This is a genomic window from Streptomyces sediminimaris (assembly GCF_047049295.1).
Taxonomy (GTDB): domain Bacteria; phylum Actinomycetota; class Actinomycetes; order Streptomycetales; family Streptomycetaceae; genus Streptomyces; species Streptomyces sediminimaris.
Genome location: NZ_JBJWOT010000001.1, coordinates 5,663,356 through 5,679,701, shown reverse-complemented (window position 1 = coordinate 5,679,701; position 16,346 = coordinate 5,663,356). Strand labels below are relative to the sequence as shown.

Below are 16,346 nucleotides of genomic sequence, written 5' to 3'. Positions count from 1 at the left end.
CAACTCAGGGGCGGGCGATGGAGCAGACCCACACATCCCACAGCGGCACGACGGCGACTCCGGGCGCACAGCGCCGGGTGCTGGTGGTCGAGGACGACCCGACCATCGTCGAAGCCATCGCCACCCGCCTGCGCGCCGAGGGCTTCCTCGTGCAGACCGCGGGCGACGGCCCGGCCGCCGTCGACACCGCCGAGGCCTGGCAGCCCGATCTGCTGATCCTCGACATCATGCTGCCGGGCTTCGACGGCCTGGAGGTCTGCCGGCGGGTGCAGGCCGCCCGTCCGGTGCCGGTGCTGATGCTCACCGCGCGCGACGACGAGACCGACATGCTGGTCGGACTCGGCGTCGGTGCCGACGACTACATGACCAAGCCGTTCTCCATGCGGGAGCTGGCCGCCCGCGTGCACGTGCTGCTGCGCCGGGTGGAGCGGGCCGCGCTGGCGGCCGCGACGCCGAGGAGCGGCATCCTGCGCCTGGGCGAGCTGGAGATCGACCACGCGCAGCGCCGGGTGCGCGTGCACTCGGAGGACGTGCACCTCACGCCGACCGAGTTCGACCTGCTGGTGTGCCTGGCGAACACCCCGCGCGCGGTGCTCTCCCGCGAGCAGCTGCTGGCCGAGGTGTGGGACTGGGCGGACGCCTCCGGCACCCGTACGGTCGACAGCCACATCAAGGCGCTGCGCCGGAAGATCGGCGCCGAGCGGATCCGCACGGTGCACGGCGTGGGTTACGCGCTGGAGACCCCGACGCCATGAGTGGCGGTCCAGCCGTACGGAGAAGCCCCGGGGAGCCCTGGGGCAGCCTGCGCCCGTTCTCGATCAAGACGAAGCTGGGCGCACTGGTCGTCATCGCGGTACTCATCACCACCGGGCTGATGATGATCGCGATGCGCACGGCGACGGAGCTGCGCTTCATCACCGTCTTCTCGATGATCGCCACCCTGCTCATCACCCAGTTCGTGGCCCATTCGCTCACCGCGCCGCTGGACGACATGAACGCCGTGGCCCGCGCCATCTCGCACGGCGACTACACCCGCCGGGTGCGCGAGAACCGCCGCGACGAACTGGGCGACCTGGCGCAGACGATCAACCGCATGGCCGACGACCTGGAGGCCCAGGAGCGGCAGCGCAAGGAACTGGTGGCGAACGTCTCGCACGAGCTGCGCACCCCCATCGCGGGCCTCAGGGCCGTCCTGGAGAACATCGTGGACGGCGTCTCGCCCGCCGACCCGGAGACCATGCGCACGGCGCTGAAGCAGACCGAGCGGCTCGGCCGGCTGGTGGAGACGCTGCTGGACCTCTCGCGCCTGGACAACGGCGTCGTACCGCTGCGCCGCCGGCGCTTCGAGGTGTGGCCGTACCTGTCCGGCGTGCTGAAGGAGGCCAACATGGCCGTGCCCGCGCGCGCGGGCATCGCCTCCGGCTCCGGCACCCACACGCGCACGGACGTCCATCTGCACCTCGACGTCTCCCCGCCGGAGCTGACCGCGCACGCCGACCCCGAGCGCATCCACCAGGTGGTGGCGAATCTCATCGACAACGCGGTCAAGCACAGTCCGCCGCACGGCCGGGTCACCGTGAAGGCGCGGCGCGGCGCGCAGCCGGAGTCGCTGGAGCTGGAGGTGTTCGACGAGGGCCCCGGCATTCCCCGCTCGGAGTGGCACCGCGTCTTCGAGCGCTTCAACCGCGGCAGCGCGGGCGGGTCCAACGGACACGGCGGCGACGGCGGTACGGGGCTGGGGCTGGCGATCGCCCGCTGGGCCGTCGACCTGCACGGTGGCGGGATCGGCGTGGCCGAATCCGAGCGCGGCTGCCGGATCCGTGTCACTCTTCCGGGAGAGACAACCGTTCAAAGTTGACGTAAAGTCCGCACCGGAGCCCCAAGATCCACTGGCGTCCGCGCTGACGGACACGTGTGATCAGGCAGGCGCCCGCGGGCCGGGCGCGGTGGGCCTGTCCAGGCGTTTCGCGCCCCAGGTTTTTTCGAACCGGAACCCCGCTTGTTTCCCGCCATTTCCGGGCCCGAAACACGGTTTCCGGTGTGACTTACACGACGATGAACCTGCCCGGCCTGACCTTACGGGTCTTGGGGGCGTAGCCTTTATTCCCGCTGTCCATCACCTTGTGAAGCGGAAGAGGGCGGTTGCCGCCGTGTCGCCACAGTCCCCCAGTAACTCGAGCTCCCCCACCCTTCGGGAGGGTGGTGCCCCCACGACCGACGCCGACCAAGCGGGCAAGAACCCCGCGGCCGCGTTCGGTCCCAACGAGTGGCTCGTCGACGAGATCTATCAGCAGTACCTCCAGGACCCGAATTCGGTAGACCGAGCCTGGTGGGACTTCTTCGCCGACTACAAGCCCGGGGCTGCCGCCCCGGCTCCGGCGGGTACTGCGGCCGCGGGGGCCGCAGAGACCCCCTCCCCGGCGCCCGCGTCCACCGCTCAGGCCCCGGCCGCCCCCGCGGCTGCCCCGGCCCCGAAGCCCGCGCCCGCGCAGCCGGCCGCCGCGAAGGCCCCGGCCGAGCCGGCCGCCAGGCCCGCCGCCGCCAAGCCCGCGCCGAAGGCCGAGCCCGCGACGGCGTCCGCAGCCGGCCCCGAGCTGGTGCCCCTGCGCGGCCCCGCCGCCGCCGTGGCGAAGAACATGAACGCCTCGCTGGAGCTGCCCACGGCCACGTCCGTGCGCGCGGTCCCGGTGAAGCTGCTGTTCGACAACCGCATCGTCATCAACAACCACCTCAAGCGCGCCCGGGGCGGGAAGATCTCCTTCACGCACCTGATCGGCTACGCGATGGTGCAGGCCATCAAGGCCATGCCGTCGATGAACCACTCCTTCGCGGAGAAGGACGGCAAGCCCACCCTGGTCAAGCCGGAGCACGTCAACCTCGGTCTGGCCATCGACCTGGTGAAGCCCAACGGCGACCGCCAGCTGGTCGTCGCGGCCATCAAGAAGGCCGAGACGCTGAACTTCTTCGAGTTCTGGCAGGCCTACGAGGACATCGTCCGCCGCGCCCGCGAGGGCAAGCTGACGATGGACGACTTCACCGGTGTGACGGTGTCCCTGACCAACCCCGGCGGCCTCGGCACCGTCCACTCGGTGCCGCGCCTGATGCCCGGCCAGTCGGTGATCCTGGGCGTCGGCGCCATGGACTACCCCGCGGAGTTCCAGGGCACCTCCCAGGACACCCTGAACAAGCTCGGCATCTCGAAGGTCATGACGCTCACGTCGACCTACGACCACCGGGTCATCCAGGGCGCCGCCTCCGGCGAGTTCCTGCGCCAGGTCGCGAACCTGCTGCTGGGCGAGAACGGCTTCTTCGACGAGATCTTCGAGGCCCTGCGCATCCCCTACGAGCCGGTCCGCTGGCTCAGGGACATCGACGCCAGCCACGACGACGACGTCACCAAGGCCGCCCGGGTCTTCGAGCTGATCCACTCCTACCGGGTCCGCGGCCACGTCATGGCCGACACCGACCCGCTGGAGTACAGCCAGCGCAAGCACCCCGACCTGGACATCACCGAGCACGGCCTCACGCTGTGGGACCTGGAGCGCGAGTTCGCCGTCGGCGGCTTCTCCGGCAAGTCCCTGATGAAGCTGCGCGACATCCTCGGTGTGCTGCGCGACTCGTACTGCCGCACCATCGGCATCGAGTTCATGCACATCCAGGACCCCAAGCAGCGCAAGTGGATCCAGGACCGCGTGGAGCGCCCGCACTCCAAGCCCGAGCGCGAGGAGCAGCTGCGCATCCTGCGCAGGCTGAACGCGGCGGAGGCCTTCGAGACCTTCCTGCAGACGAAGTACGTCGGCCAGAAGCGGTTCTCCCTGGAGGGCGGCGAGTCCGTCATCCCGCTGCTGGACGCGGTCCTCGACAGCGCGGCGGAGTCCCGCCTGGACGAGGTCGTCATCGGCATGGCCCACCGCGGCCGGCTGAACGTGCTGGCCAACATCGTCGGCAAGTCGTACGCGCAGATCTTCCGCGAGTTCGAGGGCAACCTCGACCCGAAGTCGATGCACGGCTCCGGCGACGTGAAGTACCACCTGGGCGCCCAGGGCACCTTCACCGGCCTGGACGGCGAGCAGATCAAGGTCTCGCTGGCCGCCAACCCCTCCCACCTGGAGACGGTCGACCCGGTCATCGAGGGCATCGTCCGCGCCAAGCAGGACATCATCAACAAGGGCGGCACGGACTTCACGGTCCTGCCGGTCGCCCTGCACGGTGACGCGGCCTTCGCGGGCCAGGGCGTGGTGGCCGAGACCCTGAACATGTCGCAGCTGCGCGGCTACCGCACGGGCGGCACGGTCCACATCGTCATCAACAACCAGGTCGGCTTCACCGCGGCCCCCGAGTCCTCGCGTTCGTCGATGTACGCGACCGACGTGGCGCGCATGATCGAGGCCCCGATCTTCCACGTGAACGGCGACGACCCGGAGGCCGTGGTCCGCGTCGCGCGGCTGGCCTTCGAGTTCCGCCAGGCGTTCAACAAGGACGTGGTGATCGACCTCATCTGCTACCGCCGCCGCGGCCACAACGAGTCGGACAACCCGGCCTTCACCCAGCCGCTGATGTACGACCTGATCGACAAGAAGCGCTCGGTGCGCAAGCTCTACACCGAGTCCCTGATCGGTCGCGGCGACATCACCCTGGAGGAGGCCGAGCAGGCCCTGCAGGACTACCAGGGCCAGCTGGAGAAGGTCTTCACCGAGGTCCGCGAGGCCACGTCGCAGCCGGGCACCGCCCCGGTGTCGGACCCGCAGGCCGAGTTCCCGGTCGCGGTGACCACCGCGATCACCTCGGAGGTCGTGAAGCGGATCGCCGAGTCCCAGGTCAGCATCCCCGAGCACTTCCACGTCCACCCGCGTCTGCTGCCGCAGCTGCAGCGCCGGGCGTCGATGGTCGAGGACGGCACCATCGACTGGGGCATGGGCGAGACCCTCGCCATCGGCTCGCTGCTGCTGGAGGGCACCCCGGTCCGGCTGTCCGGCCAGGACTCCCGCCGCGGCACCTTCGGCCAGCGCCACGCGGTGCTCATCGACCGCGAGACGGGCGAGGACTTCACGCCGCTGCAGTACCTCGCCGAGGAGCAGGCCCGCTACAACGTCTACGACTCCCTGCTCTCCGAGTACGCGGTCATGGGCTTCGAGTACGGCTACTCGCTCGCCCGCCCCGACGCGCTCGTGATGTGGGAGGCGCAGTTCGGCGACTTCGTCAACGGCGCGCAGTCGGTGGTCGACGAGTACATCTCGGCGGCCGAGCAGAAGTGGGGCCAGACCTCCGGCGTCACCCTCCTGCTCCCCCACGGCTACGAGGGCCAGGGCCCGGACCACTCCTCGGCCCGCGTCGAGCGCTTCCTGCAGCTGTGCGCGCAGAACAACATGACGGTCGCGATGCCGACCCTGCCGTCGAACTACTTCCACCTCCTGCGGTGGCAGGTGCACAACCCGCACCACAAGCCGCTGGTGGTCTTCACCCCGAAGTCGATGCTGCGCCTGAAGGCCGCCGCGTCGAAGACGGAGGAGTTCACCTCGGGTCAGTTCCGCCCGGTCATCGGCGACTCGACGGTCGACCCGGCCGCGGTCCGCAAGGTCGTCTTCGTGGCGGGCAAGCTGTACTACGACCTGGCGGCCGAGCGCACCAAGCGCGGCGTCACGGACATCGCCCTCGTCCGCGTCGAGCGGCTCTACCCGCTGCCCGGCGCCGAGATCCAGGCGGAGATCGCCAAGTACCCGAACGTCGAGAAGTACCTGTGGGCTCAGGAGGAGCCGGCGAACCAGGGCGCCTGGCCGTTCATCGCCCTCAACCTGATCGACCACCTGGACCTGGCGGTCGGCGCGGACGTCCCGCACGGCGAGCGCCTGCGCCGCATCTCGCGGCCGCACAGCTCCTCCCCGGCGGTCGGTTCCGCGAAGCGGCACCAGGCCGAGCAGGAGCAGCTGGTGCGTGAGGTGTTCGAGGCGTAGGCCCCGGCCGCACGGCGACCACGAGGGCCCGGTGCCGAGTTCGACGACTCGGCACCGGGCCCTCGGCGTGCGGCTGCCGCCGCCGCGCGCCGCTCGCTACTCGTCGTCCTCGTCGTCCAGCCGGGCCAGCCACGTCGCCAGCCGCTCGACCGGCACCTCGAAGTCCGGGTTCAGGTCGACGAACGTCCGCAGCTGCTCGGCGAGCCACTCGAAGGTGACCTCCTCCTCGCCGCGCCGCTTCTCCAGCTCCTCGATACCGCGGTCGGTGAAGTACATGGGTTTCTCCTGCGTGCGTCCGTACGTCGGGGTCCGGCCACCAGCCTAGGCAAGCGGCGGGAGCACCGCGTACGTCCCGCACCGCCCGGCGTCAGTCGCGCGGCCTCATCAGCTCGTACGCCGTTCCCGCCGCCCCGTGCGCCAGCAACAGCAGCCCCGCCGCGACCCAGCCCCCGCTGCGCCGCCGCAGGCCCCACAGGGTGAGCGGAAGGCCCGTCGCCAGGTGGGCGAGGGCCAGGGCGCGGGACCCGGGGACGCCGGGCCGGAGCGCCCGGGGAGCGAGGCGGCTGCCGGCGGCGTGCCCTTCCGCGCGGACCGCCTCGCGCCATCCTGCCGGTTCGACCGCGCGGGTGCCCGGACGGGCGCGGACGGCCTCGCGGAGGCGGTCGGCGGATTCGCCGGGCTCGAGGTCGGCGGGCAGCCGGACACCGGCGCGCGTGAGGACGACGAGCAGGGCGCGCAGGCGGTCGCGGGATCCGGCCCCGGGGTCGGGTTCCGTGAGGTGGTCCAGGGTCTGTACGTCCAGCACCGGGTCCAGGCCCAGTCGGGCCGCGAACGTGCGCATCGCCTCGTCCTCGCCGGCCGGGGTGCCGTTCGCGAGCCAGACGTAGCCGACGGGACGGCGGAAGCCGGCCGCGAGCGTGTAGCCGGCGCGGTCGGCGTCCCACCACAGGGCGAGCACGGGCCAGCGGGCGCCGACGGCGAGGGCGGTGGCCCAGCCGGTCAGGACACGGTCGACGGGTTCACCGCCGTCCCGCCACGGCCGGCCCTCGGGGACGAGGACGCTCCAGCCGTCGCCTGCGTCGCTGAGCAGCAGTGGCTCGTTCAGCAGACGGGCGGCGAGGGCGACGGTCCCGGGTAGCGCCCGGCAGAGCAGCAGGGCGCCGGGCGCGGGCCCGGTGGGACCGCCCGGACCGGTACGAGGGACTTCCGTCGACATGCCCCCAAAATAGGGCGATTCACCCCCTTGGTCATTTTCGGGGAGGCGCGGGTCACTGGAACGAGTGCCTTGACTTTCCCTGTCCGCGATATATCGTGAATTGCAGGAGACGCGATATGGCGCGTTGCGACGGGGAGGTCTGCACCATGTCCGAGTGGTCCGTCACGGAGCCCAGGAAACTGACGTTCGACGAGCCCGTACGGGAACTCCACGTACGCATCGTCAACGGAACGGTGAACGTGGTGGGGACGGACGAAGGTTCCGCCCGCCTCGAAGTCACCCGGATCGAGGGCCCATCCCTCGCCGTGACCCAGCTGGACGGCATCCTCACGGTGGCCTACGACGACCTGCCCTGGAAGGGCTTCCTCAAGTGGCTCGACCGCAAGGGCTGGCGGCGCAGCGCCGTCGTCTCCCTCGCCGTCCCGGCGGACACCCGCGTCGAGGTGGGCGTCGTCGGTGCCACGGCCGTGGTCTCCGGGCTCGAGGGACGCACGGAGGTCAAGGGCGTCACCGGCGACACCACGCTGGTGGGGCTGACCGGCCCGGTCCGCGCGGACACCGTCTCGGGGAACATGGAGGCGCAGGCCCTCAGTGGTGACCTGCGGTTCAACTCCGTCTCCGGCGATCTGACCGTCGTCGAGGCCGGCTCGTCCGTGAAGGCGGACTCCGTGAGCGGCTCGATGATCGTCGACCTCGATCCGGCGGGCCGCCCGACCGACATCAGCCTGACCAGCGTCTCGGGCGAGATCGCCATCCGGCTGCCCCACCCGGTGGACGCGCAGGTGGAGGCGAACACCGCGAGCGGCACGGTCTCCAACGCCTTCGAGGACCTGCGGGTGAGCGGCCAGTGGGGCGCCAAGCGGATCACCGGCCGGCTCGGCTCGGGCAGCGGCACCCTGAAGGCGACGACGGTATCGGGCTCGATCGCCCTGCTGCGCAGGCCCCCGGCCGAGGACGAGGTCTGGGACGTGGAGCCCGAGGACACCGGTCCGCAGGACGCCCCCGCCGGGGACATACGCGCCGAGGACATCCCCGCGGCGGCCCCGGAGACGGGCGCCGAGACAGGTCCGGGGGGCAGCCCGGCGGACGATCCGCACGCCGACTCGGGGGACAATTCCGGTTCCGGTGCGGGCGACGGCGCGACCGACGCCCCGGCCGACAGCACGACCGACAAGAAGGTGCTCTGACATGCCTCCCGTCTTCGCCCACGGCCGCCTCCGCCTCTACCTGCTGAAGCTGCTGGACGAGGCCCCGCGCCACGGCTACGAGGTGATCCGCCTCCTGGAGGAGCGGTTCCAGGGGCTGTACGCACCGTCGGCGGGCACCGTCTACCCCCGGCTCGCCAAGCTGGAGGCCGAGGGCCTGGTCACCCACACCACCGAGGGCGGCCGCAAGGTGTACGCCATCACGGACGTCGGCCGCGCCGAACTGGCCGACCGCAGCGGCGAGCTGGCCGACCTGGAGCTGGAGATCCGCGAGTCGGTCGCGGAGCTGGCCGCCGAGATCCAGGCCGACGTGCGGGGCGCCGCGGGTGACCTGCGGCGCGAGATGCGGGCCGCGGCCACCGAGGCGCGCCGCGGCGGTGCCAAGGGGCGCGGCGAGAAGGACAGCCCGCTGGGCGACTTCGCCGACTACGCCGACAAGGAGGCGTGGCGCGCCGCCAAGGAGGAGATGCGGCGGGTCAAGCAGGAGTGGAAGGAACAGGCCCGGCGGGCCAAGGACGAGAGCCGCCGCGCCCGTGAGGAGGCCCAGCGGGCCCGGCGCCAGGCCAAGGAGGCGCAGGAGCGGGCCCGGGTCCAGGCGCAGGAGGAGCTGCAGCGCATCGGCCGGCGGGTGCAGGAGCAGGTGCAGGACCACTTCGCGCGCGGCGACTGGCCGACGGGGGTGCGCGAGGGCCTCACCGAACTCGCCAAGGAGTTCGGTGAGTTCGGGAAGGACTTCGGCAAGGAGTTCGGCAAGGACTTCGGTTTCGGACGGGGCGGCACCGGATCCTCGGCGCCGCGCCCGGAGTACTCCTACCCTCCGCAGGACTTCCCCGCCGAGTACGAACCGGCCTGGGCGCACGAGGAGTCCAGCGGAGACGCGGCCCGCGACCTCGACCGGCTGCTCGACCGCTTCCGTGACGACATCCGCGACGCGGCCCGCGACCACGGCGTCACCGACGAGCAGCTGCGCGACGCCCGCCGCCATCTGTCGACGGCGGCGGCACACATCGGCGCGATACTGCGTCGGCCGAGGGTCTGAGCGGGTGGGCCGGCGGCACCGGGCCACCGGCCCCGCCGCTCGTCCCGCTCGGCCCGCTTCAGCCCGCCTTCGCTTGTCCGCCGCCGTACAGGACGCGGATCAGTGACTCATGGGTCACTCCGTGGCGGGCGAGGACCTCGGCGGGGACGCCGGGGCGGCCGGTCAGGGCCAGGAGGATGTGCTCGTCGCCGATGTGCCGGTCGCCGCGGGCGACGGCCGTGCGCAGGGACGTCTCGAGAATCTGCTTGGCAGCGCGGTCGAAGGTGCGGCGGCCCGGCCACCAGCCCTTGTCCTTGCGGTCGCCGGACATCGCGCCCACGCCGTGCACCTCCTCGACCCGGGTGACGATCTCCGACACGTCGATCCCCAGTCCGGCGAGGGCGTCGGCCTCGGCCTGGGACAGCCCGGCCCGCCGCCGCGCCGCGGCCACGGCCTGCCGTACGGACTCCCTGTGCTCACCGGACAGTCCCAGCGAGGCCAGTGCGAACGACGCACGGCTGCCCTCCCGTTCGAGCAGCGCGAGCAGCATGTGCTCGGCGGCGACGCCCGGCGCCCCCGCCCGCTCGGCCTGCCCGACCGCCCCCTGCACCACCTCACGGGCGCCCTTCGTGAACCGCTCGAACATCAATGCCTCCCGTACTTCTTGTGCACGGCCTGCCTGCTGACCCCGAGTTCCGCGGCGATCTCCTGCCACGACCAGCCCTGGTTGCGCGCGCTGCGCACCTGCACCGCCTCCAGCTGCTCCAGCAGCCGGCGCAGTGCGGCGACGGCGCGCAGCCCGATCCGTGGATCACGGTCGCCGGCGCGCTCGGCGAGGTCTGTTGCTTCGGTCATGTTGTCAACCTACATTGACACTTGGCCGCATGTCAACCGAAGTTGACGTCGGAAAGGGGCCTCGGAGAGGGGCCCCCATTCCAGACATGCTGACAGTCGCGTCGGCAAAATGGCCTATGATCCTGACATGAGTGTCGGCAAATCACGTCGGCCCTCCGTCCGATCCGTGGGAGATGTGAGAGATGTTTAAGGTGATGAACCGGATCCAGGTGCCGGCGGCTGCCGAAGGGTTCGAGGAACAGTTCGCGGAGAGCATGCGCCGGCACCTGGACGGCACGGACGGCCTGGTCGGCGCCCGCCTGCTGCGCCCGCAGCAGGCGGACGGCGCGTACGTGGCGGTGATGGACTTCGTCTCCCGCGACGCGTTCACCGCCTGGATGCGCTCACCGTCCTTCCGCGCGGCGCACCAGACGTCGGCGCCGGGCATGACGGGCGACGTGGAGTCGTACGAGACCGTCGTCGCCGTCGGCGCCTGAGCGGACGGGTACGCACATGTTCCTCGCCCTGCGTGACCTGCGGTTCGCCCGCGGTCGTTTCGCTCTCATCGGTGCCGTGGTCGCCATGATCGCGGTCCTCGGTGTCATCCTGTCCGGCCTCGCGACCGGCCTGGCGGACTCCGGCATCTCCTCGCTGCGCGCGTTGCCGGCGACGCACCTGGCCTTCGACAGGTCCGCCTCGGGAGAGTTGTTCTCCCGGTCCACCGTCACCCGGACCACATGGCAGCGGTGGGCCGCACAGCCGGGCGTGCGCAGGGCCGAGCCGCTCGGCCAGCAACTCGTCCACGCGCAGCTGACCGGCCCCCGGGCCAAGCAGCTGGACCTGGCGGTCTTCGGGGTGGAGCCCGGGAGCTTCGTCGCGCCGTCTCCCCGGTCCGGCAAGCCGCTGTCCGACGCACCCGCCGACGGCGTCCTCATCAGTCAGGAGATCGCCAAGGAAGGGGTCCGGATCGGCGACCGCCTCATCGCGGGCCAGGCCGGCACACCGCTGACCGTGGTCGGCACCATCGGCCACGCCTCCTTCGGGCACGTCGGCGCCGTCTACGCACCGCTGCCCCTGTGGCAGAAGCTCCACTACGGCCTGGCCGGCCAGGTCCCGGCCGCGGCGGCCGGACAGGCCACCGCCGTGGCCCTGCAGCTCGACCCCTCGGCCGACACCTCCGCGATCGACAAGCGCCTGGGCACGCGGACCGTCGACAAGGCGGGCGCCTACGCCGCCTCCCCCGGCTACGTCGCCGAGTCCAGCACCATGACCCTGATCCGCGGCTTCCTCTACGCCATCTCCGCCCTGGTGGTCGGCGCCTTCTTCACCGTGTGGACCATCCAGCGCCGCCAGGAGATCGCCCTGCTGAAGGCGATCGGCGCGAGCACCGGCTACATCCTGCGGGACGCTCTCACCCAGGTCACCGCCGTCCTGCTCACCGCCACCGCCGCCGGCACCGCCGTCGGCCTGGCCCTCGGCGGGGCGATGAACGGCTCCGCGCCGTTCTCCCTGCAGGCGGGCCAGGTCACCGTGGCCGGAACCCTGCTGATCGTCCTCGGCCTGGCCGGCGCCGCCGTCGCGGTGCGCCGCATCACCAAGGTCCAGGCCCTCACCGCTCTGGGAGCCAACCGATGACCGGTCCCGCCCTCACACCCGCGCCCTCCTCGGGTACGGGCGCCTCGCCCGCGCTGCGTCTGACGGACGTCACGCTCCAGCTGGGCTCCGGAGAGCAGCGGGTCACCGCCCTGGACCAGGTCACCCTGACCGTCTCTCCGGGGGAGTTCCTGGCGGTCACCGGCCCCTCCGGGTCCGGCAAGTCGAGCCTCCTCGCCGTCGCGGGGGGCCTGCAGACCCCCACCCAGGGCACCGTCCACGTCGCCGGCGCCGACCTGTCCGGGCTCTCCGAACGCCGGCGCACCGCCCACCGGCGCCGGCACATCGGCTACGTCTTCCAGCACGCCAACCTGCTCGCGTCCCTCACCGCCCTCGAACAGCTCCTGCTGCCCGCCCACCTCTCCGGGCGACTAAGCGCCGCCGCCCGGAGCCGCGCCACCGAGCTCCTGGAGGCGGTCGGCATGACCCACCGCGCCGACCGGCGTCCCGACCAGCTCTCGGGCGGGGAACGCCAGCGGGTCGGCCTGGCCCGCGCGCTCGTCATGGCCCCCGAGGTCCTCCTGGTCGACGAGCCCACCTCCGCCCTCGACCGGGCCCGCGCCCGCGACGTCGTGAACCTCCTGGCCGAGCAGACCCGCGCGCGCACCACGGCGACGGTCATGGTCACCCACGACACCGAGATACTGGACGCAGCCGACCGCGTCCTGAGCCTGCGGGACGGCCGGCTCACCTGACACCACGTCGAAAGGCCAGTCCGCACCATGCCCAAGATCAGCGCCGCCACCGTTCCTGAGCACCGCGCCCAGCAGCGAGCGGCGCTGGTCCGGGCGGCCGTCGACATCCTCGCCGAGCAGAGCGCCGCCGCGGTCACCCCGGCGGCCGTCGCCGCCCGCGCGGGACTGGCCCGCTCCAGCTTCTACCAGTACTTCACCTCCAGCGCGTCCCTGCTCGCGGCCATCGTGGAGGAGACCTTCACCACCGCCGACGCCGCCATGTCACAGGCACTGGACGCCGAGACCGATCCGCGTGCCCGTATCGAGGCGTTCATCCGCACCGAACTCGACCTCGCCGCCCAGGGCGTGCACCGCCCCGCCGCCGCCCTCATGCGCGCCGACCTCCCCGGAGAATGCCGTGACCGCGTCCACGAACTCCACCAGGTGCACTACGCCCCCCTCCTCACGGCCGTCGCCGATCTCAGCCCCGTCGACCCGGAGCTGACCGCGCAGCTCTTCGGCGGTCTTTTGCAGGCCGCCATGACCGCCGTCGAACGCGGCGCCGACCCGGAGCAGGTCGCCACCCGCGCCCTGAACCTGATCCACCGCGGTCTCGAGGGGGAACCCCGGGCGTAGCGAGAGCGAGCGGGAGAACGTCAGCCGTTGGTGAGCACGATCTTGCCGAACTGCTCGCCCGACTGCATCCGTTCGAAGCCCTCCCGCGCCCGCTCCATCGGCAGCACCTCGTCGATGACGGGACGGACGCCCGTGGCGGCGCAGAAGGCGAGCAGGTCCTCCAGCTCGTCCTTGGTGCCCATGGTGGAACCGACGATCCTCAGCTCGAGGAAGAAGACGCGGGTGAGTTCGGCGTGCGAGGGCCGGTCACCGCTCGTCGCTCCCGAGATGACGAGCGTGCCCCCGGGCTTCAGCGACTTCACCGAATGCGACCAGGTGGCGGCGCCGACGGTCTCGATGACGGCGTCGACGCGCTGCGGCAGCCGGGCCCCCGGCTCCAGCGCCTCCACGGCACCCAGTTCGACGGCCCGCTTCCGCTTGGCCTCGTCGCGGCTGGTGGCGAAGACCCGCAGCCCCGCCGCCTTGCCGAGCACGATGGCGGCCGTGGCGACACCGCCGCCCGCGCCCTGCACGAGGACCGAGTCGCCCGGCCGTACGCCCGCGTTGGTGAAGAGCATGCGGTAGGCCGTCAGCCACGCCGTGGGCAGACAGGCGGCCTCCTCGAAGGAGAGCTCCCTGGGCTTGGGCAGGATGTTCCAGGTCGGCACGGCGACCTGTTCGGCGAAGGTGCCCTGGTAGCGCTCGGTGAGGATGGAGCGGGGTTCCCTGGGGCCCACTCCGTGACCGCTCTGCCCGATCACGGAGTGCAGGACGACCTCGTTGCCGTCCTCGTCGACGCCGGCGGCGTCGCAGCCGAGGATCATCGGCAGCCGGTCCTCCGGGAGGCCGACGCCCCGGAGCGACCAGAGGTCATGGTGGTTGAGGGAAGCGGCCCTGACGTCGACGGTGCTCCAGCCGGGACGGGCCTCGGGAGCGGGGCGCTCCCCCAACTCGAGGCCGCTCAGCGGCTGGTCGCGGTCGATCCGGGCGGCGTAGACGGCGAACATGACGTTGACGATAGGTGGCGTTTGCAGCCGACGGAACGGAAGCGCGCTGTGACACACGCCCTCTTGCCAAGGAGCCGTCCACCTTCGCTCACCTGAACGGACGGACGGAACGGCAGACCGGCGGACCGGCGGCCCGGCGGCCCGGCGGACCGGTCGGCGGACCAGCGGACGGACGGGCGGAGTAGCGGACGGACGGGCGGAGTAGCGGACGGGCCGGTGGGCCAGCGGACCGGTCGGCGGACCAGCGGACGGACCGGCGGGCAGACCGACCGGCGGGTAGACCGGCCGGCGGGTAGACCGGCCGGCGGGTAGACCGGCCGACGGACCAGCGGACGAACGGGCGGAGTAGCGGACGAACCGGCGGGCAGACCGGCCGGCGGGCAGACCGGCCGGCGGGTAGACCGGCCGGCGGGCAGACCGACCGGCGGGTAGACCGGCCGGCGGGCAGACCGACCGGCGGGTAGACCGGCCGGCGGACCAGCGGACGAACGGGCGGAGTAGCGGGCAGACCGGCCGGCGGACCGACCGGCGGGTAGACCGGCCGGCCTGGACGGGCGGCGGGCAGACCCGCCGGCCCGGACGGCCGACGGACGGACCGGCCGGCGCACGAACCGGCCGGCGCACGAACCGCCGAAGAAGAAATGGCCCCGCCCAAGAGGGCGGGGCCATGAGGCAGACGGCACGTCAGCGCCGTGCGACCCCTTCGGCGCGCGCCGCGGCGGCGACGGCCGCCGTGACGGCCGGAGCGACCCGCTCGTCGAAGGGCGACGGGATGACGTAGTCGGCGGCGAGGTCGTCCCCGACGACCCCGGCCAGCGCCTCCGCGGCCGCGATCTTCATGCCCTCGGTGATCCGGGAGGCCCGCACCTGCAGCGCGCCCGCGAAGATGCCCGGGAACGCCAGCACGTTGTTGATCTGGTTCGGGAAGTCCGAACGGCCGGTCGCCACGACCGCCGCGTACTTGTGCGCGACGTCGGGGTGCACCTCGGGGTTCGGGTTGGCCATGGCGAAGACGAACGCGCCCTCGGCCATCGAGGCGACGGCCTCCTCGGCGACCGTACCGCCGGAGACGCCGATGAAGACGTCCGCGCCCTCCAGCGCCGCCTCCAGCGAGCCGGTGAGGCCGGCCTTGTTGGTGAAGGAGGCGACCTCGCGCTTGACCGGCGTCAGGTCCTCGCGGTCCGCCGAGACGACGCCCTTGCGGTCGGCGAGGGCCACGTCGCCGATGCCGGCCTCGATCAGCATCCTGGCGATCGCGACTCCGGCCGCGCCGGCGCCCGAGATCACGGCCCGCAGGTCCCCGATCGACCGCCCGCTCAGCCGCGCGGCGTTGCGCAGCGCGGCCAGCGTGACGACCGCCGTGCCGTGCTGGTCGTCATGGAAGACCGGGATGTCGAGCCGCTCCTGGAGCTTGCGCTCGACCTCGAAGCACCGGGGTGCCGAGATGTCCTCCAGGTTGACGCCGCCGAAGGACGGGGCGAGGCGCACGACCGTCTCGACGATCTCGTCGACGTCCGTGCAGTCGAGCGCGATCGGCACCGCGTCGACGCCGCCGAACTGCTTGAACAGAATCGCCTTGCCCTCCATCACCGGGAGGGAGGCCTCGGGGCCGATGTCCCCGAGCCCGAGCACCGCCGTGCCGTCGGTGACGACGGCCACGACGGACGATTTCCACGTGTAGTCGTGGACGAGCGCGGGCTGCTCGGCGATCGCGGTGCACACCCGCGCGACGCCGGGCGTGTATGCGAGGGACAGGTCGTCCTTGTCACGGACGGGCACGGTGGCCTGCACGGCCATCTTGCCGCCGCGGTGCAGCGCGAACGCCGGATCGAAGGAATCGAGGGGCTCTGCCCCGTCCTGGTCCGTACTGTTGTCGCTGCGAGGATTGACGATCTCCGCTGCCACTTTGTTTTACCCCTTAAATCTTCATTGGTTGAGGGTGGCCACTCCTGGTGAGGGGTGGGCGGGACCGCGCATGGCCCGATCTGTTGATGCGTACGGGTCATACGCGACGGGCGCGCCGCACACGCGCCACGAGCCCCGGATGAGGGGTGTAAAGAACCTTCTTACCGGACGGACCGCACCGAGGACGAGTCCATTAAGCGCAAGGTCACATCCGGGGACCGAAAGGTCACGTCTCGGTGACAAGATTCGTCACCAAAAGTCTGGACAC

15 protein-coding genes are annotated in these 16,346 nt (G+C 71.9%); 9 read left to right on the top strand and 6 right to left on the bottom strand.

All coding sequences use genetic code 11. The annotated features are described in order from the left end of the window. Positions 1-17 precede the first annotated feature (17 nt). The 3 genes from ACJ9NR_RS26495 to ACJ9NR_RS26485 all read left to right on the top strand — a co-directional run bounded on the left by ACJ9NR_RS26495 (position 18) and on the right by ACJ9NR_RS26485 (position 5,951). Complete coding sequence (locus ACJ9NR_RS26495; protein WP_412493426.1) at positions 18-755, top strand: response regulator transcription factor; 738 nt, start codon at positions 18-20, stop codon at positions 753-755. Next, positions 752-1,858 carry a HAMP domain-containing sensor histidine kinase gene (locus ACJ9NR_RS26490; RefSeq protein WP_412493425.1) on the top strand — a complete coding sequence of 369 codons (1,107 nt, stop codon included), beginning with the start codon at positions 752-754 and terminating at the stop codon, positions 1,856-1,858. The genes ACJ9NR_RS26495 and ACJ9NR_RS26490 overlap by 4 nt, the downstream gene beginning before the upstream one ends. A gap of 292 nt (positions 1,859-2,150) precedes the next feature. Further along, complete coding sequence (locus tag ACJ9NR_RS26485) at positions 2,151-5,951, top strand: multifunctional oxoglutarate decarboxylase/oxoglutarate dehydrogenase thiamine pyrophosphate-binding subunit/dihydrolipoyllysine-residue succinyltransferase subunit (protein ID WP_412512738.1); 3,801 nt, start codon at positions 2,151-2,153, stop codon at positions 5,949-5,951. Between the two features lie 96 nt (positions 5,952-6,047). Here ACJ9NR_RS26485 and ACJ9NR_RS26480 read toward each other — a convergent pair whose 3' ends face one another. Together ACJ9NR_RS26480 and ACJ9NR_RS26475 are read right to left on the bottom strand one after the other, a co-directional pair. Beyond that, on the bottom strand, positions 6,048-6,227 hold the full coding sequence (locus tag ACJ9NR_RS26480) for a DUF6104 family protein (protein ID WP_003992906.1): 180 nt from the start codon (positions 6,225-6,227) through the stop codon (positions 6,048-6,050). Between the two features lie 91 nt (positions 6,228-6,318). After that, positions 6,319-7,167: a hypothetical protein gene (locus tag ACJ9NR_RS26475; protein WP_412493423.1), complete on the bottom strand. Its 849-nt coding sequence runs from the start codon at positions 7,165-7,167 to the stop codon at positions 6,319-6,321. Positions 7,168-7,313: 146 nt separating this feature from the next. On the opposite strand from ACJ9NR_RS26475, the gene ACJ9NR_RS26470 reads away from it, so the two are divergent. Together ACJ9NR_RS26470 and ACJ9NR_RS26465 are read left to right on the top strand one after the other, a co-directional pair. Next, positions 7,314-8,354, top strand: coding sequence for a DUF4097 family beta strand repeat-containing protein (locus tag ACJ9NR_RS26470; protein ID WP_412493422.1), 1,041 nt, complete (start codon positions 7,314-7,316; stop codon positions 8,352-8,354). Between the two features lies 1 nt (position 8,355). Further along, positions 8,356-9,411 carry a PadR family transcriptional regulator gene (locus tag ACJ9NR_RS26465; protein ID WP_412493421.1) on the top strand — a complete coding sequence of 352 codons (1,056 nt, stop codon included), beginning with the start codon at positions 8,356-8,358 and terminating at the stop codon, positions 9,409-9,411. Positions 9,412-9,469: 58 nt separating this feature from the next. Here the strand turns inward: ACJ9NR_RS26465 and ACJ9NR_RS26460 are convergent, their stop codons facing one another. Both ACJ9NR_RS26460 and ACJ9NR_RS26455 read right to left on the bottom strand, forming a co-directional pair. After that, entirely contained in the window at positions 9,470-10,036 is a 567-nt protein-coding gene (locus ACJ9NR_RS26460) for a Clp protease N-terminal domain-containing protein (protein WP_412493420.1), read from the bottom strand. Next, positions 10,036-10,245 (bottom strand): helix-turn-helix domain-containing protein, encoded by a 210-nt coding sequence (locus ACJ9NR_RS26455; protein ID WP_067439455.1) that lies wholly within the window; start codon positions 10,243-10,245, stop codon positions 10,036-10,038. The genes ACJ9NR_RS26460 and ACJ9NR_RS26455 overlap by 1 nt, the downstream gene beginning before the upstream one ends. A 194-nt stretch (positions 10,246-10,439) precedes the next feature. Between ACJ9NR_RS26455 and ACJ9NR_RS26450 the strand changes: the two genes are divergently transcribed. Genes ACJ9NR_RS26450 through ACJ9NR_RS26435 form a run of 4 tightly spaced genes read left to right on the top strand, consistent with a single transcriptional unit; the run spans position 10,440 to position 13,187 of the window. Then, positions 10,440-10,721 carry an antibiotic biosynthesis monooxygenase family protein gene (locus ACJ9NR_RS26450; protein ID WP_412493419.1) on the top strand — a complete coding sequence of 94 codons (282 nt, stop codon included), beginning with the start codon at positions 10,440-10,442 and terminating at the stop codon, positions 10,719-10,721. A gap of 16 nt (positions 10,722-10,737) precedes the next feature. Continuing rightward, on the top strand, positions 10,738-11,859 hold the full coding sequence (locus ACJ9NR_RS26445; RefSeq protein ID WP_412493418.1) for an ABC transporter permease: 1,122 nt from the start codon (positions 10,738-10,740) through the stop codon (positions 11,857-11,859). Further along, positions 11,856-12,572 (top strand): ABC transporter ATP-binding protein, encoded by a 717-nt coding sequence (locus ACJ9NR_RS26440; protein ID WP_412493417.1) that lies wholly within the window; start codon positions 11,856-11,858, stop codon positions 12,570-12,572. The genes ACJ9NR_RS26445 and ACJ9NR_RS26440 overlap by 4 nt, the downstream gene beginning before the upstream one ends. A 27-nt stretch (positions 12,573-12,599) precedes the next feature. Beyond that, complete coding sequence (locus ACJ9NR_RS26435) at positions 12,600-13,187, top strand: TetR/AcrR family transcriptional regulator (RefSeq protein WP_412493416.1); 588 nt, start codon at positions 12,600-12,602, stop codon at positions 13,185-13,187. 20 nt (positions 13,188-13,207) lie between these two features. Here ACJ9NR_RS26435 and ACJ9NR_RS26430 read toward each other — a convergent pair whose 3' ends face one another. Next, on the bottom strand, positions 13,208-14,173 hold the full coding sequence (locus tag ACJ9NR_RS26430; RefSeq protein ID WP_412493415.1) for a zinc-binding dehydrogenase: 966 nt from the start codon (positions 14,171-14,173) through the stop codon (positions 13,208-13,210). Positions 14,174-14,857: 684 nt separating this feature from the next. After that, entirely contained in the window at positions 14,858-16,078 is a 1,221-nt protein-coding gene (locus ACJ9NR_RS26425) for an NAD(P)-dependent malic enzyme (protein WP_412493414.1), read from the bottom strand. Positions 16,079-16,346 lie beyond the last annotated feature (268 nt).

Coding starts and splice junctions, on each gene's coding strand:
- ACJ9NR_RS26455 (WP_067439455.1), bottom strand. CDS start 10,245: ATGACCGAAGCAACAGACCTCGCCGAGCGCGCCGGCGACCGTGATCCA.
- ACJ9NR_RS26495 (WP_412493426.1), top strand. CDS start 18: ATGGAGCAGACCCACACATCCCACAGCGGCACGACGGCGACTCCGGGC.
- ACJ9NR_RS26480 (WP_003992906.1), bottom strand. CDS start 6,227: ATGTACTTCACCGACCGCGGTATCGAGGAGCTGGAGAAGCGGCGCGGC.
- ACJ9NR_RS26445 (WP_412493418.1), top strand. CDS start 10,738: ATGTTCCTCGCCCTGCGTGACCTGCGGTTCGCCCGCGGTCGTTTCGCT.
- ACJ9NR_RS26440 (WP_412493417.1), top strand. CDS start 11,856: ATGACCGGTCCCGCCCTCACACCCGCGCCCTCCTCGGGTACGGGCGCC.
- ACJ9NR_RS26450 (WP_412493419.1), top strand. CDS start 10,440: ATGAACCGGATCCAGGTGCCGGCGGCTGCCGAAGGGTTCGAGGAACAG.
- ACJ9NR_RS26430 (WP_412493415.1), bottom strand. CDS start 14,173: ATGTTCGCCGTCTACGCCGCCCGGATCGACCGCGACCAGCCGCTGAGC.
- ACJ9NR_RS26465 (WP_412493421.1), top strand. CDS start 8,356: ATGCCTCCCGTCTTCGCCCACGGCCGCCTCCGCCTCTACCTGCTGAAG.
- ACJ9NR_RS26460 (WP_412493420.1), bottom strand. CDS start 10,036: ATGTTCGAGCGGTTCACGAAGGGCGCCCGTGAGGTGGTGCAGGGGGCG.
- ACJ9NR_RS26435 (WP_412493416.1), top strand. CDS start 12,600: ATGCCCAAGATCAGCGCCGCCACCGTTCCTGAGCACCGCGCCCAGCAG.
- ACJ9NR_RS26490 (WP_412493425.1), top strand. CDS start 752: ATGAGTGGCGGTCCAGCCGTACGGAGAAGCCCCGGGGAGCCCTGGGGC.
- ACJ9NR_RS26475 (WP_412493423.1), bottom strand. CDS start 7,167: ATGTCGACGGAAGTCCCTCGTACCGGTCCGGGCGGTCCCACCGGGCCC.
- ACJ9NR_RS26470 (WP_412493422.1), top strand. CDS start 7,314: ATGTCCGAGTGGTCCGTCACGGAGCCCAGGAAACTGACGTTCGACGAG.